Annotated in this window: 19 protein-coding genes and 5 tRNA genes; 10 read left to right on the top strand and 14 right to left on the bottom strand. The window is 54.2% G+C overall.

Going from position 1 to position 21,641, the window contains the following annotated elements:
• From ptsH to cysZ, 3 genes are all read right to left on the bottom strand, one after another.
• A complete protein-coding gene (ptsH, locus tag AB3N39_RS15095; RefSeq protein ID WP_045909449.1) occupies positions 1–258 on the bottom strand; it encodes a phosphocarrier protein Hpr in 258 nt (85 codons plus the stop codon).
• A gap of 317 nt (positions 259–575) precedes the next feature.
• On the bottom strand, positions 576–1,547 hold the full coding sequence (gene cysK / locus AB3N39_RS15090) for a cysteine synthase A (RefSeq protein ID WP_014884739.1): 972 nt from the start codon (positions 1,545–1,547) through the stop codon (positions 576–578).
• A gap of 163 nt (positions 1,548–1,710) precedes the next feature.
• Positions 1,711–2,472, bottom strand: coding sequence for a sulfate transporter CysZ (gene cysZ / locus AB3N39_RS15085; RefSeq protein ID WP_111965203.1), 762 nt, complete (start codon positions 2,470–2,472; stop codon positions 1,711–1,713).
• Positions 2,473–2,702: 230 nt separating this feature from the next.
• Between cysZ and zipA the strand changes: the two genes are divergently transcribed.
• The 3 genes from zipA to AB3N39_RS15070 all read left to right on the top strand — a co-directional run bounded on the left by zipA (position 2,703) and on the right by AB3N39_RS15070 (position 6,027).
• Positions 2,703–3,725: a cell division protein ZipA gene (zipA, locus tag AB3N39_RS15080; RefSeq protein ID WP_143345379.1), complete on the top strand. Its 1,023-nt coding sequence runs from the start codon at positions 2,703–2,705 to the stop codon at positions 3,723–3,725.
• Between the two features lie 69 nt (positions 3,726–3,794).
• Positions 3,795–5,810 (top strand): NAD-dependent DNA ligase LigA, encoded by a 2,016-nt coding sequence (gene ligA, locus AB3N39_RS15075; protein ID WP_143345378.1) that lies wholly within the window; start codon positions 3,795–3,797, stop codon positions 5,808–5,810.
• 1 nt (position 5,811) lies between these two features.
• Positions 5,812–6,027 (top strand): DUF3820 family protein, encoded by a 216-nt coding sequence (locus tag AB3N39_RS15070; RefSeq protein ID WP_003861328.1) that lies wholly within the window; start codon positions 5,812–5,814, stop codon positions 6,025–6,027.
• Here AB3N39_RS15070 and AB3N39_RS15065 read toward each other — a convergent pair.
• Positions 6,024–7,019, bottom strand: a complete 996-nt coding sequence (locus tag AB3N39_RS15065) for a bile acid:sodium symporter family protein (protein WP_111965206.1) — start codon at positions 7,017–7,019, stop codon at positions 6,024–6,026. The two genes, AB3N39_RS15070 and AB3N39_RS15065, sit on opposite strands and share 4 nt — an antisense overlap.
• A gap of 89 nt (positions 7,020–7,108) precedes the next feature.
• On the opposite strand from AB3N39_RS15065, the gene AB3N39_RS15060 reads away from it, so the two are divergent.
• Positions 7,109–8,050, top strand: a complete 942-nt coding sequence (locus AB3N39_RS15060; protein ID WP_111965207.1) for a LysR family transcriptional regulator — start codon at positions 7,109–7,111, stop codon at positions 8,048–8,050.
• On the opposite strand, the gene AB3N39_RS15055 is transcribed toward AB3N39_RS15060, so the two are convergent.
• The 4 genes from AB3N39_RS15055 to AB3N39_RS15040 all read right to left on the bottom strand — a co-directional run bounded on the left by AB3N39_RS15055 (position 8,041) and on the right by AB3N39_RS15040 (position 8,831).
• Complete coding sequence (locus AB3N39_RS15055; RefSeq protein ID WP_136195531.1) at positions 8,041–8,379, bottom strand: FlxA-like family protein; 339 nt, start codon at positions 8,377–8,379, stop codon at positions 8,041–8,043. The two genes, AB3N39_RS15060 and AB3N39_RS15055, sit on opposite strands and share 10 nt — an antisense overlap.
• Before the next feature lie 179 nt (positions 8,380–8,558).
• A tRNA-Lys gene (locus AB3N39_RS15050) sits at positions 8,559–8,634 on the bottom strand.
• A 4-nt stretch (positions 8,635–8,638) separates the two neighbouring features.
• Positions 8,639–8,714 (bottom strand) — tRNA-Val (locus AB3N39_RS15045).
• A 41-nt stretch (positions 8,715–8,755) separates the two neighbouring features.
• Positions 8,756–8,831: transfer RNA gene (locus AB3N39_RS15040), tRNA-Val, on the bottom strand.
• 258 nt (positions 8,832–9,089) lie between these two features.
• Between AB3N39_RS15040 and gltX the strand changes: the two genes are divergently transcribed.
• On the top strand, positions 9,090–10,505 hold the full coding sequence (gltX, locus tag AB3N39_RS15035) for a glutamate--tRNA ligase (protein WP_136195530.1): 1,416 nt from the start codon (positions 9,090–9,092) through the stop codon (positions 10,503–10,505).
• Between the two features lie 44 nt (positions 10,506–10,549).
• Here the strand turns inward: gltX and AB3N39_RS15030 are convergent, their stop codons facing one another.
• Both AB3N39_RS15030 and AB3N39_RS15025 read right to left on the bottom strand, forming a co-directional pair.
• Complete coding sequence (locus tag AB3N39_RS15030; protein ID WP_136195529.1) at positions 10,550–10,942, bottom strand: YfeC-like transcriptional regulator; 393 nt, start codon at positions 10,940–10,942, stop codon at positions 10,550–10,552.
• A 1-nt stretch (position 10,943) separates the two neighbouring features.
• Complete coding sequence (locus AB3N39_RS15025) at positions 10,944–11,306, bottom strand: YfeC-like transcriptional regulator (RefSeq protein WP_115875947.1); 363 nt, start codon at positions 11,304–11,306, stop codon at positions 10,944–10,946.
• A gap of 217 nt (positions 11,307–11,523) precedes the next feature.
• On the opposite strand from AB3N39_RS15025, the gene AB3N39_RS15020 reads away from it, so the two are divergent.
• The 3 genes from AB3N39_RS15020 (at position 11,524) to AB3N39_RS15010 (ending at position 14,120) form a co-directional block, all read left to right on the top strand.
• Positions 11,524–11,599: transfer RNA gene (locus AB3N39_RS15020), tRNA-Ala, on the top strand.
• Positions 11,600–11,640: 41 nt separating this feature from the next.
• Positions 11,641–11,716, top strand: a tRNA-Ala gene (locus AB3N39_RS15015).
• A gap of 214 nt (positions 11,717–11,930) precedes the next feature.
• Positions 11,931–14,120, top strand: a complete 2,190-nt coding sequence (locus AB3N39_RS15010; RefSeq protein ID WP_367896845.1) for an EAL domain-containing protein — start codon at positions 11,931–11,933, stop codon at positions 14,118–14,120.
• 44 nt (positions 14,121–14,164) lie between these two features.
• On the opposite strand, the gene nupC is transcribed toward AB3N39_RS15010, so the two are convergent.
• Entirely contained in the window at positions 14,165–15,352 is a 1,188-nt protein-coding gene (nupC, locus tag AB3N39_RS15005) for a nucleoside permease NupC (protein ID WP_059386333.1), read from the bottom strand.
• Between the two features lie 348 nt (positions 15,353–15,700).
• Here nupC and AB3N39_RS15000 point away from each other — a divergent pair, with 348 nt between their 5' ends.
• Entirely contained in the window at positions 15,701–16,939 is a 1,239-nt protein-coding gene (locus AB3N39_RS15000; RefSeq protein WP_367896844.1) for an Nramp family divalent metal transporter, read from the top strand.
• A gap of 32 nt (positions 16,940–16,971) precedes the next feature.
• Here the strand turns inward: AB3N39_RS15000 and AB3N39_RS14995 are convergent, their stop codons facing one another.
• Entirely contained in the window at positions 16,972–17,313 is a 342-nt protein-coding gene (locus AB3N39_RS14995) for a DUF2502 domain-containing protein (protein WP_111965213.1), read from the bottom strand.
• A gap of 127 nt (positions 17,314–17,440) precedes the next feature.
• Complete coding sequence (gene mgrA / locus AB3N39_RS14990) at positions 17,441–18,439, bottom strand: L-glyceraldehyde 3-phosphate reductase (protein WP_367896843.1); 999 nt, start codon at positions 18,437–18,439, stop codon at positions 17,441–17,443.
• A 185-nt stretch (positions 18,440–18,624) separates the two neighbouring features.
• Here mgrA and ipdC point away from each other — a divergent pair, with 185 nt between their 5' ends.
• Positions 18,625–20,283, top strand: coding sequence for an indolepyruvate decarboxylase (gene ipdC / locus AB3N39_RS14985; protein ID WP_111965215.1), 1,659 nt, complete (start codon positions 18,625–18,627; stop codon positions 20,281–20,283).
• On the opposite strand, the gene AB3N39_RS14980 is transcribed toward ipdC, so the two are convergent.
• Positions 20,284–21,519: an ion channel protein gene (locus tag AB3N39_RS14980; RefSeq protein ID WP_127731869.1), complete on the bottom strand. Its 1,236-nt coding sequence runs from the start codon at positions 21,517–21,519 to the stop codon at positions 20,284–20,286.
• Positions 21,520–21,641: the final 122 nt, after the last annotated feature.

Genomic DNA, 21,641 nt, shown 5'->3' with positions numbered 1-21,641 from the left:
TTACTCGAGCTCAGCCATCAGTTTTACCAGATGCTCAACTGCTTTCTGCTCGTCTTCACCTTCCGCAGAGATGGTGACAACGGTGCCCTGAGTCAGGCCCAGAGTCTGCAGTTTGAACAGGCTTTTTGCGCTCGCGCTTTTGCCGTTGGAAGTCACAGTGATTTCAGAAGAAAAGCCTTTTGCTTCTTTAACAAACTGAGCAGCAGGGCGGGTGTGCAGACCGTTCGGAGCGGTAATGGTAACTTCTTGCTGGAACATTGTATTTCCCCAACTTATAGGTTTAGTGTTGTGGAACTAAAGTCTAGCCTGGCGACTGAACTTTAGCCTGTATTGTTAGCGCTGACGTTTCGATCGTCATTAAACATTATGCAGCGAAAGCAAGACTTGAACCAAATCATAAAATCGATTCAGCAAGGCTATTTCATTCACCGATTAATTTCACGCATCAAAATAATTGCTGGTTTAAATACCAGACCCAACGGGGTGAAGCAATGCCAGGAGGGGTAAAAGTTTGAAGCAGGCCACAAAAAAGCACCTGAAAAGGTGCTTTTTTACGCGTTATTAACATGCTGGCACTACTGTTGCAGCTCTTTTTCGGTAAACAGATCGGCAAACAGTGCGGTGCTCAAGTAACGCTCACCCGAGGACGGAAGGATAACCACAATATTCTTATTGGTAAAGGCTTCGTCTTCCTGCAGCTTGAGCGCTGCCGCAACGGCCGCACCGGAAGAGATACCCGCCAGAATGCCTTCTTCATCCATCAGGCGACGCGCGGTAGAGATGGCTTCTTCGTTAGTGATGGTGACCACTTTATCGATCAGCTTCAAATCCAGGTTGCCCGGAATGAAGCCTGCGCCAATACCCTGGATTTTATGCGGGCCTGGTTTGAGCTCTTCACCGGCCAGGGCCTGGGTGATAACCGGTGAGTCAGTCGGCTCAACGGCAACGGTGATCAGGTCTTTTTTACCCTTTGTGCCTTTAATATAGCGTGACACGCCGGTCAGCGTACCGCCGGTACCCACACCGGAGATAAAGACGTCAACCTGGCCGTCGGTATCTTCCCAGATTTCCGGACCGGTGGTCTTCTCGTGAATTTCCGGGTTTGCGGGGTTGCTGAACTGCTGCAGCAGCAGATATTTCGCCGGATCGCTGGCCACAATCTCTTCGGCTTTCTGAATGGCGCCCTTCATGCCCTTCGCGCCTTCGGTCAGCACCAGGTTCGCGCCAAGCGCTTTAAGCAGCTTACGACGCTCGATGCTCATCGTTTCTGGCATAGTCAGCGTCAGCTTGTAGCCGCGCGCGGCAGCAACATAGGCCAGAGCAATACCGGTGTTGCCGCTGGTCGGTTCCACCAGCTCAACGCCAGGCTTCAGTACGCCACGTTTTTCAGCATCCCAAATCATGTTTGCACCGATACGGCATTTAACGCTGAAGCTCGGGTTACGTGATTCGACCTTCGCCAGGATGCGTCCATTACCGATACGGTTCAGTCGAACCAGGGGCGTATGACCGATAGTCAGCGAGTTGTCTTCATAAATCTTACTCATGGCCTGTCCTTAACTGTATGAAATTGGGATACCGACCCAGCATACCTGTTGAGCAGGTAGGGGGAAGTAAGGAATTCGCATATCTATATACTGCAAGGAAATAATGGGGATCAGTATGGAATAAGGGGCGGCATAAGCCACCCCTGCTTTACACATTTTTGCATTATTTCCATAACGCGTGCTTAGCACGGTAGCAGTCGACCCACATCGCCGTCGCGCCGCAAACGGCGACGGGCATGATGAACAGATTCAGGAAGGGAATCATGGTGAACAGGCTGGTCAGTGCGCCAAACTGCATATTGGCGACCTTCTGGCTGCGCAGGGCGGTGCGCATCTCTTTAAACGGTACCTTGTGGTTATCGAAAGGATAGTCGCAGTACTGAATGGCCAGCATCCAGGCGCTGAACAGGAACCACAGCACCGGTGCCACGGTCTGGCCAATGCCTGGCACAAAATAGAGGATAAGCAGCACGAGCGCGCGGGGCAGGTACCAGGCAAACTTCTGCCATTCGCGCTTCATAATGCGAGGGAGGTCTTTCATGATCCCCCATATCCCTGTGTCCGGCGGCGTCGCACCGGTAAGCCGCGCTTCCAGCTGTTCCGCCAGCAGACCGTTAAACGGTGCGGCTATCCAGTTTGCAATTGTCGAGAAGAAGTAGCCAAACACCAGCAGCACGGAGATCACCGCCACCGGCCAGAGCAGGTAGTTAAGCCACTGCAGCCAGTCCGGCACGTAACTCATCAGCGACGGGATCCAGCTCTCCAGTTTTGTAAACAGCCACCAGAACGCGCCGCCCATAAGAATAATGTTGATCAACAGCGGCAGAATGACGAAGCGTCGAATCCCCGGCAGGGAGACCAGTTTCCAGCCCTGAGAAAAATACCAGACGCCGCTGCGCGGGGGGGAAGAAGATGTTGAAACCATAGCCAGGCTGTACTCCTTTTTACACAACCAGTGGAATTGCCCGCCTATATTATCCACTTACGGAGCAATGACCAGTTCGGAAATGTTCGAAAAACCAGCAAAAAGCACGATTTCCTTCATCTTTATGCTGTGAATGCTCTGCACACACTTGCACTTGACGTAAACGGCAAATACTCTTAGTGAGTAAATGTTTGCCGTGGTGGCAAGGTGTTAGAACAACAGAGAATATAATGATGCAGGATTTGCGTCTGATATTAATCATTGTTGGCGCGATCGCCATAATCGCTTTACTGGTACATGGTTTCTGGACCAGCCGTAAAGAGCGTTCCTCGATGTTTCGCGATCGCCCACTGAAGCGCATGAAGTCCAGTCGTGACGACGATGACAGTGAAGATGACATCGACGGCAGCGATGACGACGGCGTGGGTGAAGTTCGTGTTCATCGGGTCAATACTGCGCCCGGCGCAGGCCATGGGGAGCATGAAGCGCCTCGTCCTTCGCAGCACCAGTATCAACCGCCGTATGCTTCTGCACAGCCGCGCCAGCCAGCGCCGCAGCCTGTGGAAGAGCCGGTGCGCCAGCCGCCGCAACAGCCTGTTTATCAGCAGCCTGCTGCGCCACAGCCGGTTCAACATCAACCGGTACAGCAACCGGTTCAACATCAACCGGTACAGCAACCGGTTCAGCAGCCCGTGCAGCAACAACCTGCTCAGCCGGTACAACAACCGCAGCAGCCTGTTCACGTACAGCCTGCGCCTCAGCCTGCTCCGGCCCCGTACGTTGAGCCTGAGCCCGTTGCAGAGCCAGAGCCGGTTGTTGAAAAACCGCAGCGTAAAGAAGCGGTGATCATCATGAACGTGGCCGCGCATCACGGTAGCCATCTCAATGGCGATGTGCTGCTTAACAGTATTCAACAGGCAGGCTTCAAGTTTGGCGATATGAATATTTTCCATCGCCACCTGAGCCCTGACGGTAGCGGTCCGGCGCTGTTCAGCCTGGCCAACATGGTTAACCCTGGCACCTTCGATCCGGAAATGACCGGTGATTTCGTGACCCCGGGCGTCACTATCTTTATGCAGGTGCCGTCCTACGGTGATGAACTGCAAAACTTTAAGCTGATGCTGCAGTCCGCTCAGCACATCGCTGACGAAGTCGGTGGCGTGGTGCTCGACGATCAGCGTCGAATGATGACCCCGCAGAAATTGCGCGAGTATCAGGACCGCATCCGCGAAGTTAAGGAAGCTAACGCGTAATCGCCGCGTTGACTTCAACTCCTCCTCAACCCCCGCATGTCGGGGGTTTTTTCTCATTGATGGTGCGATATGGACTCAATCGAACAACAACTCACTGAACTGCGAACCACGCTTCGCCATCATGAATACCTCTATCATGTTATGGACGCGCCGGAAGTGCCGGATGCGGAGTATGACCGCCTGATGCGCGAGCTGCGCGAACTAGAGGCGCAGCATCCTGAACTCATCACGCCGGATTCCCCCACCCAGCGCGTCGGCGCTGAGCCGCTGGGCGCTTTCAGCCAGGTGCGTCATGAAGTGCCGATGCTGTCGCTGGATAACGTCTTCGATGAAGAGAGCTTCCTCGCGTTTAACAAGCGCGTGCAGGATCGCCTGAAAAGCAGCGACTCTCTCACCTGGTGCTGCGAGCTGAAGCTGGATGGCCTGGCGGTCAGTCTTCTCTATGAAAACGGCGTGCTGGTGCGTGCCGCGACGCGTGGCGACGGCACGACGGGCGAAGACATCACCACCAACGTGCGTACCATCCGCGCGATCCCTCTGAGGCTGCAGGGTGACAACATTCCTGCACGTCTGGAAGTGCGCGGCGAAGTGTTCCTGCCGCAGGCGGGCTTCGAGAAAATTAACGAAGAGGCTCGTCGCACCGGCGGGAAAGTGTTTGCTAACCCGCGTAATGCGGCGGCGGGCTCGCTGCGCCAGCTCGACCCACGTATTACCGCGAAGCGACCGCTTACTTTCTTCTGCTACGGTGTGGGTATTCTAGAGGGCGGCGAGTTGCCGAATACGCACCTCGGACGCCTGCTGCAGTTTAAAGCGTGGGGCCTGCCGGTAAGCAATCGCGTCCAGCTCTGCGACTCGCCGGAAGCGGTACTGGCGTTCTACCACAAGGTGGAAGAGGACCGTCCGACGCTCGGTTTTGATATTGATGGCGTCGTCATCAAGGTGAATTCACTGACGCTGCAGGAGCAGCTGGGCTTTGTGGCGCGCGCGCCGCGCTGGGCGGTGGCGTTTAAGTTCCCTGCCCAGGAGCAGATGACCTTCGTTCGCGACGTGGAGTTCCAGGTCGGTCGAACGGGGGCTATTACACCGGTCGCCCGTCTGGAACCGGTGCAGGTGGCGGGCGTGCTGGTGAGTAACGCCACGCTGCACAACGCCGATGAAATCGAACGCCTGGGCCTGCGCATTGGTGACAAAGTGGTGATTCGCCGCGCAGGGGACGTGATCCCGCAGGTGGTTAACGTTGTGGAGTCAGAACGTCCTGATGATACGCGCGAGGTTGTCTTCCCAACCCATTGCCCGGTGTGTGGTTCGGACGTTGAGCGTGTGGAAGGTGAAGCGGTGGCCCGCTGTACGGGGGGCTTAATCTGTGGCGCGCAGCGTAAAGAGTCACTGAAGCACTTCGTTTCCCGTCGCGCAATGGACGTTGACGGCATGGGCGACAAGATTATCGATCAGCTGGTTGAGAAAGAGTATGTCCACACGCCAGCGGACCTCTTCAGGTTGACCTCTGGTAAACTGACCGGTCTGGACCGCATGGGACCAAAGTCTGCCCAGAATGTGGTTACCGCGCTGGAAGCCGCAAAAGAGACGACTTTCGCCCGTTTCCTCTACGCGCTGGGCATTCGTGAAGTGGGTGAAGCAACCGCAGCAGGTCTGGCAGCATACTTTGGTACGCTGGAGGCGCTGGAAAAGGCGAGCATCGAGGAGCTGCAGAAAGTCCCGGACGTAGGTATTGTCGTCGCCACGCACGTCTTTAACTTCTTCGCCGAAGAGAGCAACCGTAACGTCATCGGCGAACTGCTGGAAGAGGGCATTAAATGGCCCGCGCCGGTGGTGGTTAACGCTGAAGAGATCGACAGCCCGTTCGCCGGTAAAACGGTGGTGCTGACCGGCAGTCTGAGCCAGCTTTCACGCGACGATGCCAAAGCACGTCTGGTGGCGCTGGGGGCAAAAGTGGCGGGCAGCGTGTCGAAGAAAACCGACCTGGTGATCGCCGGTGAAGCGGCGGGTTCGAAGCTGGCGAAAGCCCAGGAGCTCGGCATTGCGGTTATCGACGAAGCGGAAATGATGCGTCTGTTAGGAGAGTAACGTGGAGAAAGAGCAGCTCGTTGAGATCGCCAATACGGAGATGCCGTTTGGTAAATACAAGGGCCGCAGGCTGATTGATTTGCCGGAGGAGTATCTGCTGTGGTTTGCCCGTAAGGATGAATTTCCGGCAGGGCGACTGGGCGAGCTGATGGCTATCACGTTATTGATCAAAACCGAGGGGCTGACCCAGCTGGTGCAGCCCCTGAAACGTCCTTAAGCCTTGGCGGCGCGGGTCTCTTCCTGCGCCAGCTTTTCGGTCTGGCGCTTGTAGCGACGCGCCAGCACCGCGCAGACCATCAGCTGGATCTGGTGGAAAATCATCAGCGGCAGCACCATCATCCCAATCACCGAGGTCGGGAACAGAATGTTGGCCATCGGGATGCCGTTCGCCAGGCTCTTCTTCGAACCGCAGAACACAATCGTGATTTCATCCGCTTTGTTGAAGCCGCACTTGCGTGCCACAAAGACGTTTACCGCAATCACAATCGCCAGCAGGACGATGCTGACCACCACGATAAACAGCAGCGAGCCTGCCCCCACCTTGTGCCAGATCCCGTTCACGACCGCTTCGCTAAAGGCGGAGTAAACCACCAGCAGAATCGAGGTCTGGTCGGTTTTTGAAATCCATTTTTTATGCTTCGCCACAAACGCGCCGGTCCACGGTCGGGAGAGATGGCCCAGGACAAACGGCAGCAGCAGCTGCAGACAGATTTTGCCCACCTGCTCAAGGTTACCTTCCGCACCGTGCATGTTCATCAGCAGGCCTACCAGCAGCGGGGAGACGAAAATCCCCAGCAGGCTGGATGCCGATGCCGAGCAGACCGCGGCCGCCACGTTCCCTCCCGCGAGAGAGGTAAAGGCAATGGCGGACTGCACCGTGGCCGGAAGAATACAGAGATACAGGAAACCGGTGTAAAGCGCCGGGTCGACGTTAACCGGCGCCCACCAGGCAAACAGCACCCCGAGGATCGGGAACAGAATGAACGTGCTGCACATCACCCACAGGTGTAGTCGCCAGTGGCTACCGCCCGCGATAATGGCTTCGCGGGAGAGCTTTGCGCCGTGCATAAAGAACAGTAGCGCGATGGCGGCCGTCGTCAGCCCTTCAAAAAACGGGACGAAACCGCCGCGAGCGGGGAAGAAAGAGGCCAGTAAAACGGTAACTACCAGGGTGAGCGTAAACGGATCAACAATACGAAATAGTTTCATAATGACTCCTGAAAACAGATGTCGCTATTGTGCTTTTTTCCATTTGAGAAATAAAATTGATTTATTGCATCCATTCATGAATTAAAAAGATGAATTATTCACTACGTCAGCTTCGTGTTTTTGTCACCGTGGCGCAGGCTCGTAGCTTTAGCCGGGCAGGAGAGATGATTGGCCTGAGCCAGTCGGCGGTTAGCCACAGCGTGAAAGAACTGGAAAATCAGACTGGCGTCCGGTTACTTGACCGAACCACGCGCGAAGTGGTGCTGACCGAAGCGGGGCAGCAGCTCGCTCTGCGCCTTGAACGGTTGCTGGATGAGCTCAACAGCACGCTCAGAGACGTGGGGAGGCTGGGCCAGCAGCTTTCGGGTACCGTGCGGGTCGCGGCCAGCCAGACGATATCCGCACACCTTATACCTCAGTGTATTGCCGAGGGAAGCCATCGCTACCCGGACATTGATTTTGTGCTGCATGACAGGCCGCAACAGTGGGTGCTGGAGAGCATCCGCCAGGGGGATGTCGATTTTGGTATTGTTATCGATCCCGGTCAGGCAAGCGATCTGGCGTGCGAAAGCGTACTTTCTGAGCCTTTTTTGCTGCTCTGCCGTGACGACGATCCGCTGGCCTCGTTGCCGGAGGTCAGCTGGCAGTCCCTGCAGGGCGCGAATCTGGTATTACAGGATTATGCCTCGGGCAGCCGTCCGTTGATTGATTCCGCGCTGATGAATCAGGGCGTAAAGGCAACAATCGTGCAGGAGATTGGTCACCCGGCGACGCTGTTTCCCATGGTGGAAGCCGGCATTGGCATCAGCGTATTGCCCGCCCTGGCGCTCCCCCTGCCGCAGGGAAGCAGACTGGCCGTCAGGCGATTAACGCCCGTTGTCGAGCGAAAGCTGATGCTGGTGCGGCGAAAAAATCGTTCACTCTCGGGGGCGGCGCAGGCTATCTGGGAAGTGGTGCGTATCCAGGCACAACGATTAACCGAAGCCCGCATACGCGACCCACTGTTTAACGCATCAGAAGATCAGATGTAGATATCAATCTGATTATTGTCTGACGGGCTATTCACGCCTTCCACTTTGCCCAGTTTTTGTTCCTGCGTCTTCTGGGCCTCTTCGGCCTGCTGGCGCTGCAGCGCCGCGAGCTGAGCCTGCAGCACTTTGAGCTGGGTCTGAATAAGTTCCTGCTGCTTTTTCTTCTCGTCGGTGCTGATGGGGCTGTTCGACAGCTCTTTTAACTGCTGGGTCAGTTTTTTGATCTTGTCGAGAATGCGGGTGATTTGCGCAGAGATATCGTTACTGCTCGAAGTTCCACTCGCGCCGCTGGTTTGAATCTGTTGGGTTGAAGCCTGAATGGTCGTCATACTTTTTCCTCGCGTTATAAAACAGAAGTATCGGCACCAATGGGATTAGCTTGAGCAAAACTGCCATATCTGGCAGGGAGTTGCATCGATACACAATCAGTATTGATTGCGACGTTGAAGGCAGGGAAGTAGACAAACTGCGGATAGCAAAAAGGCGCCTTTAGGGCGCCTTTTTACATTGGTGGGTCGTGCAGGATTCGAACCTGCGACCAATTGATTAAAAGTCAACTGCTCTACCAACTGAGCTAACGACCCGAAATGGTGGGCGATGACGGGCTCGAACCGCCGACCCCCTCCGTGTAAAGGAGATGCTCTACCAACTGAGCTAATCGCCCAATCTCAATTCTTATCTACACTGCGGGTCTACCGAAGTAGATGGTGGGTGATGACGGGCTCGAACCGCCGACCCCCTCCGTGTAAAGGAGATGCTCTACCAACTGAGCTAATCACCCCCGCTGTGTGGAGTCGCATTATAGGGAGAGTTGAAAATGAGTCAACGCATTTTCTAAAGTTTTTATTCGTTCGTCGTAAAATTAAGCAAAACGATCGCGAAACGGGCTGTGGCGCATGATTTCTAAACAAAAATCGCAAACTCGGTCACGATAAAGGGATCAACATTGAGGAATCGCCGCACAGTGATAGAATATTGCCCATCGTTTTTTCCCCAGGATTTGCCGATTGCCGGCATCTTTATAACGTAAGGCCATTTCATGAAAATCAAAACTCGCTTCGCGCCGAGCCCGACAGGCTATCTGCACGTCGGTGGTGCACGTACCGCTCTCTATTCCTGGCTTTTCGCACGCCACAACAAAGGTGAGTTCGTGCTGCGTATTGAAGACACCGATCTTGAGCGCTCCACGCCGGAAGCAATTGAAGCCATTATGGATGGGATGAACTGGCTGAATCTGGAATGGGACGAAGGCCCTTATTTCCAGACCAAACGCTTTGACCGCTATAACGCCGTCATTGATGAAATGCTGGTCGCGGGCACGGCGTATAAGTGCTATTGCTCCAAAGAGCGTCTGGATGCGCTGCGCGAAGAGCAGATGGCGAATGGTGAAAAGCCGCGTTATGACGGCCGCTGCCGCCATGACCACAGCGAGCATGCTGCTGATGAGCCTTGCGTTGTGCGTTTTGCTAACCCGCAAGAGGGGTCTGTGATCTTTGACGACCAGATCCGTGGCCCGATCGAATTCAGCAACCAGGAGCTGGACGATCTGATCATCCGCCGCACCGATGGTTCCCCAACCTACAACTTCTGCGTGGTGGTTGACGACTGGGATATGGAAATTACTCACGTTGTCCGTGGTGAAGACCACATCAACAACACGCCACGTCAGATCAACATCCTGAAGGCGCTGAACGCCCCTGTGCCTGTTTATGCGCACGTCTCCATGATCAACGGCGACGACGGGAAAAAACTGTCTAAACGTCACGGCGCGGTTAGCGTCATGCAGTATCGCGATGACGGTTATCTGCCAGAAGCGCTGCTGAACTATCTGGTGCGTCTGGGCTGGGCTCACGGTGACCAGGAGATCTTCAGCCGCGAAGAGATGATCGAACTGTTCTCTCTGAGCTCTGTCAGCAAATCAGCGAGCGCGTTTAATACCGACAAGCTCCTGTGGCTGAACCATCACTACATCAATACCATGCAGCCAGAATATGTAGCGACTTACCTGCAGTGGCACATTGAGCAGGCAAATATTGATACCCGCACTGGCCCTGAGCTGGCGGATCTGGTGAAACTGCTCGGCGAGCGCTGCAAAACTCTGAAAGAAATTGCTGAAAGCTGCCGCTACTTCTATGAAGAGTTTGCTGAGTTCGAGGCGGATGCCGCGAAGAAACATCTCCGTCCGGTTGCGCGTCAGCCGCTGGAAGTGGTGCGTGACAAGCTGGCTGCGCTCACCGAATGGACCGCTGAGAATGTGCATCACGCCATTCAGGCGACGGCAGACGAGCTGGAAGTCGGCATGGGTAAAGTCGGTATGCCACTGCGCGTTGCGGTGACCGGTGCGGGTCAGTCTCCGGCGCTGGACGTAACGGTTCATGCCATCGGCAAATCACGCAGCGTGGCGCGCATTAACAAGGCGCTGGACTTTATCGCTGAACGAGAAAATCAGCAGTAATAACGTCTCAGATAAAACAAACGGCAGGGGAACCTGCCGTTTGTTTATGCTTCTTCTTCTGCAATACCCAGACGCTTAAGAAATCCGTGTATGCCTTCGCGCTTCAATAACGCATCCAGACGCTTCTGCTCCGGCTTAGTCATACTCTCCAGCGTCTCAATAATGCCCGGATACAGGTTTGAAGAGGAGGTATTGTAGGAAGATGTAGCCTCCGCGAGATGGTAAACCTCGTGAGGGGTACGAATTGCCGGAAGGCTCATAATATGTTCCTTCACGCGCGCATCGACATGAATGAGTCGCGCGCGACCGCCTTTCACGCCGTTGAGCCCTTCGGTTTTCCATCCCTGCTGGCGTATCCAACGATTAACCGTTTGCCTGGCGACGCCCAAACTCTCCGCCAGCTCTTCCGTGGTCATTTTGCTCCGTAATCTTTTCATGTCAGTCCCGATCGCGAATCCCTAAACGTTGCAATAATCCGGTGATCCCTTCCCGCAGTAATAGCGATGTCATCTGCTTCTGTTCTTCCGGCGTCATTTCATTGGCTAGCGTCAGGAGCAGGGTGTGAAGTGAACTATCATGACTGACGCCTTCTGGCAGTTCGGACGTTTCGCTTGCCCGACGTGCACTGCGGATAAATTCACGGACTTTTTCGTTCACATGTACCAGACGCGCTTTCCCGCCCTGGACGCCTGGCTTTGGTGACGTAATCCAACCCTCTTTGCGTACCCATTTATTGATGGTCTGTCGGCTATAGCCAGTGAGGAGGGCTAACTCTTCTGGCGTCATTCGTTCCTTGATCATGCAATTTCCTGAATATCTGTGGGGATAATTAGCGGCTCATTTTATAGCACCCTTTAACGTGAAAACGTGACAGGCTTAACTCCTGACTGCGAGCAGGCTCGCAAAGTGATTCATTTGCATGATTTTTCGGCGATTGAATAGCTGGAATTGATTTTGCCGTTGACACTCCGCAGCGGAATTCATATTATGCCGCCCGTCAACATGACAGCTTTACGATGGGGCTATAGCTCAGCTGGGAGAGCGCTTGCATGGCATGCAAGAGGTCAGCGGTTCGATCCCGCTTAGCTCCACCAAACTCTGAACCCAACAGAGTGCGGTCAGTAAAGTCATATGTGGGGCTATAGCTCAGCTGGGAGAGCGCTTGCATGGCATGCAAGAGGTCAGCGGTTCGATCCCGCTTAGCTCCACCAAAATTGTAAACCCTCGTCGAATGACGGGGGTTTTTTTTATCTGTTTGTAACGCCCTTTACCGCATTTTGTTATCAAAAAGAAGGTATTTCTGTACCTCACCTCAATCGTAATCAATAAACCGGTCTATAAATAGACTTGAACTTGATTCGCGCAATTAATAAACCTATTATCCATCCGGTCAATGATTCTCCTGGAAAATAACGTCCCTGATTAATGAATAAAAAAACGTATGATAATGTAAAGATATTTATGATTGCCCTGGCACTTTGCCTGATTGCGGTACCTGTCTCCCGTTATCTTTCTCCACGCGCAATTGTTAATGGTCACGACGTTTATTTAGCATGGTTGCCACTCAGCGTTATGCTGGCGGTAATTCTGATATTTGGGCGCAGAGCAATTCTTCCCATTCTGTTAGGTTTTACTGTCACTAATTTATTCTATATTAATTTAGCGCCGCTACAATATCCAGTTTTACTGTTCTGTCAGACCTTTGCGTTATTCGCGGGGTGCGGCCTGCTACGCCTTATGCTGGGCAAGCGCTGGCGCTACAGTATCCCTAACAAACACATCGGGCTTCGTATATTCTGGCTCGGTTTTGTCGTGCCATTAGGTATTAAGCTGTCGATGTATATGGCAGGCTATTTCTTTGATTTTCCGGTGACAATTTCGACCTATTTCGGCGAAGGCACGGTAATTTATAACGTTGTGGATATTCAAAGCCTGATATGCGCGGCGCTGATTTTTACCATGATGTTCTATTACCCGCTAAGAATGATAATTAATCCTCGTTATGCCGTCACCTTCTGGCGGCGAAGCGTGAAGCCCATGTTTTATCACAAGAATCCATTATATATTTTTGTCTGGTTAGCGCTTTTAAGCTTCATTCTTGTCATTTTATGTGGTCCTTTTGAGTCACCGGTCATTGCGGGCTATTTGATGCCGCTGATATTTATTCTTTTTACCTTAGCGATAAGCCGCCTGACCTATGCGTTGATTTCTCTGCTGTGGGCCACCTCAGCGCTCCTGCTGCTGACATACAACTACAACTTCCTTAACGGGGTGGAATCGGGACATTCGCTCTCCTTTATCCTCTCCGTGCTGATCTCTTTCGCCATCTGTTTGCTTTACATGTCTCGCATTTACCAGCGCAGCGAGTGGCTGAAGCGGGGCTGGCAGGACAGGGCGCTGACCGATCCTCTTACCGGTCTGCCTAATATTCGTGCGCTGGAGGATTACCTTGAAATTCATCCGGATGCCAAAGTGTGCATTTTGCGCATGGATAATCTGGAGTTTTTGAGCCGCCACTACGGGATTATCATGCGGGTCCACTGCAAACGAACGATCGCCACGTCGCTTCAGCCGCTCCTGCAAAAAGATGAGCTGCTCTTCCAGCTGCCCGGAAGCGAGTTGGTGCTGGTCTTGCTCGGGCCGGAAATTGCTGAACGTCTCCAGCATATGGTCGATCGGCTCAACAGCAATAAGATTTTCTGGAACAACACCGGGCTGGATATTGAGTTTGGCGCGTCATGGGGAATGGTCGAAGACGGCGAGAAACTGCATCACACGCTGGGGCAGCTAAGCTGGTTGGCAGAGCAGGCCGGCGGAGCGCAAAACGTTCTCGCGCTGACGAATAGCCTTGAGGTGGCATCAGGGCAAACGACAGAGCGTGTCCTGATGCTGGCCCGGATTAAGCATGCGCTTGAGGCGGGGCAGTTCCATTTATATGCGCAGCCGATCCAGAAGGCGGACGGGAGCGGGTACTATGAAATCCTGACGCGAATGGAAAGTGAGGGGGAGATTATTACTCCTGACCGCTTTATTCCGCTGATTGCGCAGTTCAACCTCAGCCATCGGTTTGATATATCCGTCATGGAAAAATTACTGGTGTGGCTGCGAGATAACCCTGCAACGCACGCTGGCGCCCGTTTTTCCGTCAATCTGATGCCGCTGACGCTGATGCAAAAAGAGGTGGCGACCGAGATTTGCGCGCTGTTTGAACGGTACGGCGTTGCGCCTCAGGCAGTCGTTATTGAGATTACCGAAGAGCAGGCTTTCTCAAATTCAGGCACGAGTTTCAACAATATTCAGCAATTGCGGGAGTATGGTTTCCGTATTGCCATCGATGATTTTGGTACTGGCTACGCTAACTATGAGCGCCTCAGACGCCTGCAGGCGGACATCATTAAAATTGACGGCTGCTTTGTGAAAGACATTTGTACAGACGACATGGATGCAATGATTGTGCAGTCGATGTGTAATCTGGCAAAGACAAAATCGCTCTGCGTCGTCGCGGAATATGTGGAAACACCGGCGCAGCGGGAGATGCTGCTCCGCTTCGGTGTGGATTACCTGCAGGGCTACCTGATAGGCAAACCCAAACCGCTGGAAGAATTACGGACATAAAAAAACCGGGAGCCAGGCTCCCGGTTTTTGTTTCACGGTAAACGTTACAGGACCAGTGCCGCAATGGACGCTGACAGGACGCTCACCAGCGTAGAGCCGTAAACCAGCTTCAGGCCGAAGCGAGATACCACGTTACCCTGTTCTTCGTTCAGACCTTTAATCGCACCCGCGATAATCCCGATGGACGAGAAGTTCGCGAAGGAGACCAGGAACACGGAGAGAATGCCTTCCGCACGCGGAGAAAGCGTACTGGCAATTTTCTGCAGATCCATCATTGCAACGAATTCGTTAGAAACCAGCTTGGTTGCCATGATACTGCCCACCTGCAGCGCTTCGTGAGCCGGAACACCCATCACCCATGCAATCGGATAGAAGATGTAGCCGAGAATCCCCTGGAAGGAGATACCCAGCACCGCAGCGAACAGGGCGTTCAGCGCAGAAATCAGCGCAATGAAGCCGATCAGCATGGCGGCAACGATAATCGCGACTTTGAAACCGGCCAGAATGTACTCACCCAGCATTTCGAAGAAGCTCTGGCCTTCGTGCAGGTTTGACATCTGAATGTTCTCTTCGCTTGCGTCAACGCGGTACGGGTTGATCAGCGACAGAACGATAAAGGTGCTGAACATGTTCAGAACCAGCGCAGCAACCACGTATTTTGGTTCCAGCATGGTCATATACGCGCCCACGATAGACATGGAAACGGTAGACATTGCGGTTGCCGCCATGGTGTACATGCGGTTGCGGGACATCTTGCCGAGAATATCTTTATACGCGATGAAGTTCTCAGACTGACCGAGGATCAGGGAACTGACGGCGTTGAAGGATTCCAGCTTGCCCATACCGTTCACTTTGGATAACAGGAAGCCAATTCCACGAATCACGAACGGCAGAACGCGGATGTGCTGCAGAATACCGATCAGCGCGGAGATGAAGACGATAGGGCAGAGAACCTTCAGGAAGAAGAACGCCAGACCTTCGTCGTTCATTTTACCGAAGACAAAGTTGGTCCCTTCGTTGGCGAATCCGAGCAGTTTTTCGAACATTTCGGAGAAGCCTTTCACGAAGCCGAGGCCTACGTTGGAGTTCAGGAAGAACCACGCAAGTAAAACTTCAATGACCAGCAGTTGAACAACATAACGGATACGAATTTTTTTGCGGTCTGTGCTGACCAGCAATGCAAGTGCAGTAACGACAACAAGTGCCAGGACAAAATGAAGGACGCGGTCCATATTTGCTCCAAATATGAGGCAGGTTTAATTTTCGTGCACATTCTATGTAACAACCGAAAAGAAAACGAGATCGAGGACACACTATAGTTACATCCTGTGACGAGTCTCAAAAATAGTGATCCACAATACATTTTTGTTATGTTAGGTAAATGCGTGAAAAGTTAAGTTTGTGTGCTAGTCTTCACAAAAGCATGCGCGATTTCAGTTTCGGTTAGATCGCCCCACTTACCCGCCCGTCTATCGTTCAAAGCTATCAGAGAAATCACTGCAAACTTTATAAATGATCTTGATAATCATTCTCATTTTGATAGCATTAAACATAGCAAAGGCTATATTTCAGAGGCAGAAATGACAAACAGTCGCGTAGAGGGTAGCAGTGGCAGAGCCGCGCGCAAGTTGCGGTTCGCATTAATGGGACCTGCGTTCATCGCTGCCATTGGCTATATCGATCCAGGAAACTTTGCGACCAATATTCAGGCCGGGGCCAGCTTCGGCTATAAGCTGCTGTGGGTGGTCGTCTGGGCTAACCTGATGGCGATGCTGATTCAGATGCTCTCCGCAAAGCTGGGGATTGCGACGGGTAAAAACCTGGCGGAGCAAATTCGCGACCATTACCCGCGTCCCGCCGTCTGGCTCTACTGGGTTCAGGCTGAAATCATCGCCATGGCCACTGACCTCGCTGAGTTTATCGGTGCAGCGATCGGCTTTAAGCTGATTCTGGGCGTGTCGCTGTTGCAAGGGGCGGTGCTGACCGGGATTGCCACTTTCCTCATCCTGATGCTGCAGCGTCGGGGTCAAAAGCCGCTGGAGAAGGTGATTGGTGGTCTGCTGCTTTTTGTGGCGGCGGCCTACATTGTCGAGCTGATTTTCTCACAGCCGAATCTGGCACAGCTCGGTAAAGGGATGGCGATCCCAAGCCTGCCAACGTCGGAAGCGGTGTTCCTGGCCGCCGGGGTGCTCGGGGCGACCATCATGCCGCACGTGATTTATTTGCACTCCTCGCTGACGCAGCATCTCCACGGTGGGACGCGTAAAGAGCGTTACTCCGCTACCAAGTGGGACGTCGCGATCGCTATGACCATCGCAGGGTTTGTAAACCTGGCGATGATGGCGACTGCAGCCGCGGCTTTCCACTTTAACGGTCATACCGGTATTGCCGATCTCGACCAGGCGTATCTCACGCTGGAGCCGTTACTGAGCCATGCTGCCGCCACGATATTTGGTCTCAGCCTGGTAGCTGCCGGCCTCTCTTCTACGGTGGTGGGCACGCTGGCAGGCCAGGTTGTGATGCAGGGGTTTGTCCGCTTCCACATTCCGCTGTGGGTTCGTCGCTCCGTCACCATGCTACCGTCATTTGTGGTGATTCTGATGGGTCTCGACCCAACGCGAATTCTGGTCATGAGCCAGGTTCTGCTGAGTTTTGGTATCGCGCTGGCGCTGGTGCCGCTGCTGATCTTTACCAGCAACAAAACTCTGATGGGCGAGCTGGCTAACTCAACGCTGGTAAAACGAACCGGATGGGCCATCGTGGTGGTGGTCGTTGCGCTGAACATGTGGTTGTTGGTGGGAACCGCACTGGGTCTTTAACAAAAAAAGGAGCCTCCATGGCTCCTTTTTTATTAGTGGTGATGGCCGTGACCATGACCTTTCCCGCGACCCCAGCCGCCGCGACGGTCGTCACGATCGTTCCAGCCTTCACGGTAGCCGCGCTCATACGCGTTGTCTTTATACCAGCCGCGGTGTCTGCCGTTATCATGTTTCCACCAGCGATCGCCGCGCCATTCATAATGACGGTGCCAGTAGTCACGGTCGCGCCAGTAGCCGCCGTCCCAGTATCTGCCGTAGTCGTCACGATCGCCAATTTGTAATTTTACTGATGGCAACAGGGTGATTTCGCCCGCAGTGGCGATCAGCGGCGCCGAAGCCAGTAATACCGCTGCAAGAATCAGTGACCTGAACATACTCTTTCTCCTTCACGATCGGGGCCTTAGGTGGGCCTGTTAACGCAATTTTACGAGTTGGTAAAGCTTCGTATCATCGCCTCAACTCCGAATTCCTGGGGGAGAGCACTTTTTGCTAAAAACGGTTTTATATTGAACTGCTCAGGATCGCGTCTATACGGGCCAACTCATCCACAGAGAAATGGCGGTTTGCCAGCATCCCCACGGCGTCATCAATTTGAGCCGCTTTACTCGCCCCAATCAGCACTGAGGTCACACTCTCATGACGTAATACCCAGGCCAGCGCCATCTGGGACAGCTTCTGGCCGCGCTCTTCCGCCATGGCGTTCAGCTTTCTAATCTTCTCCAGCTTCTCTTCGGTGAGCTGGTCGGGGTTAAGGAACTGACTGCCGCTTGCCGCGCGTGAGTCTGCGGGAATGCCTTTCAAATAACGGTTGGTCAGTTGCCCACCGGCCAGCGGCGAGAAGGGAATACAGCCGACTCCTTTTGCCTGCAGCACGTCCAGCAATTCTTCTTCCGGCGCACGCTCAAACAGGGAATATTTCGGCTGGTGGATCAGGCAGGGCGTACCGAGATCGTCAAGGATATCAATCGCCTTGCGGGCCAGTTCAGCGGGGTAGTTGGATAATCCAACATACAGAGCCTTCCCCTGGCGCACCGCATGGTCAAGCGCTTTCATGGTTTCCAGTAGCGGCGTCTGCGGGTCAGGACGGTGATGATAGAAGATATCCACATACTCCAGCCCCATCCTCTTCAGGCTTTGATCGAGGCTTGCCAGCAGGTATTTGCGTGACCCCCAGTCGCCGTAAGGACCCTCCCACATGGTATAGCCCGCTTTGGTTGAGATGATTAGCTCGTCGCGCCAGGGCAGGAAGTCCTCCTGTAAAATACGGCCGAAATTACGTTCGGCCGATCCCGGTGGCGGGCCATAGTTGTTGGCAAGGTCGAAATGCGTAATGCCCAGATCGAACGCACGCTGTAAAAGTTGACGGCTGTTTTCGATAAGGGTGGTATCACCGAAGTTATGCCACAGCCCGAGCGAGATGGCGGGCAACCTGAGCCCGCTTTGCCCACAGCGGCGATACTCCATTGTCCCGTAACGATTTTTGTCCGGCTGATAACCCATTTTCGTAACCTCTGGCGCTGAAGTGTAAAATCAGTGTATGCGTTTACATTTACGTGAAAAAAAGGAGCATAGCGCAGCCTTTTTTGTAAAGCATTCTTTCCATGTCCTTCTTATCGCCAATTCTGGACAGCCATCACGCTTATTTAATACTCAAGGTGAGGTCAACATTAGAAGGATACCTGTTCATGCGTACCCCATACTGCGTCGCCGATTACCTGCTGGACCGTCTTACAGATTGTGGAGCCGATCATCTGTTTGGCGTGCCGGGCGACTATAACCTGCAGTTTCTCGACCACGTGATAGACAGCCCCGATATCTGCTGGGTGGGCTGTGCCAACGAGTTAAACGCCTCTTATGCCGCGGACGGATATGCCCGATGTAAGGGCTTCGCCGCGCTGCTGACGACATTTGGCGTAGGAGAGTTAAGCGCCATGAACGGCATTGCGGGCAGCTATGCCGAACATGTTCCGGTACTGCATATTGTGGGGGCGCCGGGTATGGCGTCACAGCAAAGAGGGGAGCTACTGCACCACACGCTGGGCGACGGTGAGTTTCGTCATTTTTATCATATGAGCGAGCCGATTACTGCTGCACAGGCGATCCTGACCGAACAAAACGCCTGCTATGAAATCGACCGGGTGTTAACCACTATGCTCCGGGAGCGTCGCCCCGGCTATCTGATGTTGCCTGCCGACGTGGCAAAAAAGGCCGCCACGCCTCCTGTAAGCGCTCTCACGCTCCGCCATGCGCATGCCGATAGCGCCTGCCTGAAAGCGTTCCGGGAGGCCGCTGAGAACAAGCTTGCCAGAAGCAAGCGTACTGCGCTGCTGGCCGATTTCCTTGTCCTGCGCCATGGCCTGAAGCATGCGCTACAGAAATGGGTTAAAGACGTGCCGATGGCACATGCCACCATGCTGATGGGCAAAGGAATATTTGACGAACGTCACGCTGGTTTTTACGGCACCTACAGCGGCTCGGCGAGCGCCGGCGCGGTAAAAGAGGCGATTGAAGGGGCTGATATCGTGCTGTGCATCGGGACGCGATTTACCGATACCCTTACCGCCGGCTTCACGCATCAGCTCACCCCGGCACAAACGATAGAAGTTCAGCCTCATGCTTCACGCGTTGGTGATATCTGGTTTACCGGCATCCCCATGCTTCAGGCAATCGAAACGCTGGTGGAGCTGTGTAAACAGCACGTGCACGGTACGCCCGTACCGTCCTCTCAAAACTTGATGGCCTACCCGCAGCCGGATGGCTCGCTGACGCAGGCGAATTTCTGGCAAACGCTGCAGACGTTTATTCGTCCGGGAGACATCATTCTTGCGGATCAGGGCACCTCGGCCTTCGGCGCGATCGACCTTCGTCTGCCGGCGGACGTGAATTTTATCGTCCAGCCGCTGTGGGGATCGATCGGTTACACGCTGGCGGCGGCATTTGGCGCACAGACGGCCTGCCCGAACCGGCGCGTGATTGTCCTGACGGGGGATGGCGCGGCGCAGCTCACCATCCAGGAGCTCGGCTCGATGCTGCGGGATAAACAACACCCCATCATTCTGGTCCTTAACAACGAAGGGTATACGGTGGAAAGAGCGATCCATGGGCCTGAGCAACGCTATAACGACATTGCGCTATGGAACTGGACGCAAATCCCGCAGGCACTGAGCCTTGATCCTCAGGCCCAGTGCTGGCGGGTCAGTGAAGCGGAGCAGCTGGCGGACGTCCTTGAAAAAGTGGCGCACCACGAGCGGCTCTCGCTGATTGAGGTGATGCTGCCGAAAGCGGATATCCCGCCGCTGCTGGGGGCGATTACCAAAGCGCTGGAAGCGCGCAATAGCGCCTGATTATTTGTCGTTTCGCCAGGCCATCATCATCGGTTTGCCCGCCAGCAGGAGCCAGGCGGGCAACATCACGATACAAAGCAGAGGGAAAAGCGTCGAATCCGGTACGACTACAGCCGCCATAAACAGGCTTAGCCAGGCGTCGCGCGTGACCACCAGAACCAGCCCCAGAATAGAACAAGAGACGGTAATCGCCGCAGGGACCGCATCGACATGCTCGTGCAGCATCAGCCCCAGCGCGACGCCGACAAAGACCGCCGGGAAGATGCGTCCACCGCGGAAACCGCAGGCGGCAGCCACCACCAGCGCTGCCAGCTTGATTACGGCAAACAGCAGATAGTCGGAGACGCTAAATACCTGGCTGAAGGCCAGCTGCTGCATCTCGTCCAGACCTTTGAACAGCGTCACCGGCCCACCGATTGCCCCTAAGATACCGAGGATCAAACCGCCGGCTCCCAGAATCAACACCGGGTGTTTGAGTCTGTGCATTAGCCGGTGCAGACGTGGAAGACACCATACCGCCACCATGCCCAGCGCAATGGCGATGGCGACGACGATGGCGCCGCTGAAAATATCAGCGATTTGCATCTGGCCGTAGTGGGGCAGGGAGAGTGAAAAATGGGGATGGAAAAACAGGCTGGTGGTCAACGCCCCGGCTGCTGCGGCCATCAGCGGCGCAAACAGCTTATCCCACAGCGGGACGTCGTTATTGCTACTGAGCGTCTGCGAAAAGATCAGTGCTGCCGCAACGGGCGTGCCGAAAAGCGCCCCGATGGTGCCTGCGGAGGCGAGAATGGTCCAGTCCAGCGCGCCGACGCGAGGCAAAATGCGTGAACCGAGAAAAACCGCCAGGCCAATATTCACGGCCATAATCGGGTGCTCAGGACCCAGACTGACGCCGCCGGCAAGGCCCAGAATCAACGCAATGATTAGCCCTGGCAACGCCGAGGGCGCAACCGGGGCACCAATCAACGGTTCCTGTGCCGGATCGGGGCCGGCATGGCCGGGACTGAAACGGATCACCAGACCCACCGCTATACCGGTTAACGTCAGCATTCCAACGATCCAGGCAGGAGAATCAGCGGGGACGCCCAGTCCTGCAGGAAGCGCGTTCCATAATAGTGTTTGCAGCACCGACGCGACTTTCATCACGACAATGAGCACCAGACTTGAAACCACGCCAATGATGAGCGCCGGAATGGCCAGCAATAGCATGGTTCTGGCTCGCGGGTGGAGCATGATGATTTCCTTGTACAAAACGGTATTACGTTACTTTGCACATTAAGCCTTATGGCAATAGTGCAAAAGGTGCTGAAACGGTAAAGTTATTCTGTGACGAAGATCGATAATCCACGGGCATT

Origin of the sequence: Enterobacter vonholyi (assembly GCF_040834095.1) — a bacterium.
In the GTDB taxonomy this organism is placed as follows: domain Bacteria; phylum Pseudomonadota; class Gammaproteobacteria; order Enterobacterales; family Enterobacteriaceae; genus Enterobacter; species Enterobacter vonholyi.
This window is presented reverse-complemented; position numbering and strand designations above follow the sequence as displayed.

Bases quoted from the DNA above. Each gene is read 5' to 3' on its own strand.
- ptsH (WP_045909449.1), bottom strand. From the start codon at position 258: ATGTTCCAGCAAGAAGTTACCATTACCGCTCCGAACGGTCTGCACACC.
- cysK (WP_014884739.1), bottom strand. From the start codon at position 1,547: ATGAGTAAGATTTATGAAGACAACTCGCTGACTATCGGTCATACGCCC.
- cysZ (WP_111965203.1), bottom strand. From the start codon at position 2,472: ATGGTTTCAACATCTTCTTCCCCCCCGCGCAGCGGCGTCTGGTATTTT.
- zipA (WP_143345379.1), top strand. From the start codon at position 2,703: ATGATGCAGGATTTGCGTCTGATATTAATCATTGTTGGCGCGATCGCC.
- ligA (WP_143345378.1), top strand. From the start codon at position 3,795: ATGGACTCAATCGAACAACAACTCACTGAACTGCGAACCACGCTTCGC.
- AB3N39_RS15065 (WP_111965206.1), bottom strand. From the start codon at position 7,019: ATGAAACTATTTCGTATTGTTGATCCGTTTACGCTCACCCTGGTAGTT.
- AB3N39_RS15060 (WP_111965207.1), top strand. From the start codon at position 7,109: ATGAATTATTCACTACGTCAGCTTCGTGTTTTTGTCACCGTGGCGCAG.
- AB3N39_RS15055 (WP_136195531.1), bottom strand. From the start codon at position 8,379: ATGACGACCATTCAGGCTTCAACCCAACAGATTCAAACCAGCGGCGCG.
- gltX (WP_136195530.1), top strand. From the start codon at position 9,090: ATGAAAATCAAAACTCGCTTCGCGCCGAGCCCGACAGGCTATCTGCAC.
- AB3N39_RS15030 (WP_136195529.1), bottom strand. From the start codon at position 10,942: ATGAAAAGATTACGGAGCAAAATGACCACGGAAGAGCTGGCGGAGAGT.
- AB3N39_RS15025 (WP_115875947.1), bottom strand. From the start codon at position 11,306: ATGATCAAGGAACGAATGACGCCAGAAGAGTTAGCCCTCCTCACTGGC.
- AB3N39_RS15010 (WP_367896845.1), top strand. From the start codon at position 11,931: ATGAATAAAAAAACGTATGATAATGTAAAGATATTTATGATTGCCCTG.
- nupC (WP_059386333.1), bottom strand. From the start codon at position 15,352: ATGGACCGCGTCCTTCATTTTGTCCTGGCACTTGTTGTCGTTACTGCA.
- AB3N39_RS15000 (WP_367896844.1), top strand. From the start codon at position 15,701: ATGACAAACAGTCGCGTAGAGGGTAGCAGTGGCAGAGCCGCGCGCAAG.
- AB3N39_RS14995 (WP_111965213.1), bottom strand. From the start codon at position 17,313: ATGTTCAGGTCACTGATTCTTGCAGCGGTATTACTGGCTTCGGCGCCG.
- mgrA (WP_367896843.1), bottom strand. From the start codon at position 18,439: ATGGGTTATCAGCCGGACAAAAATCGTTACGGGACAATGGAGTATCGC.
- ipdC (WP_111965215.1), top strand. From the start codon at position 18,625: ATGCGTACCCCATACTGCGTCGCCGATTACCTGCTGGACCGTCTTACA.
- AB3N39_RS14980 (WP_127731869.1), bottom strand. From the start codon at position 21,519: ATGCTCCACCCGCGAGCCAGAACCATGCTATTGCTGGCCATTCCGGCG.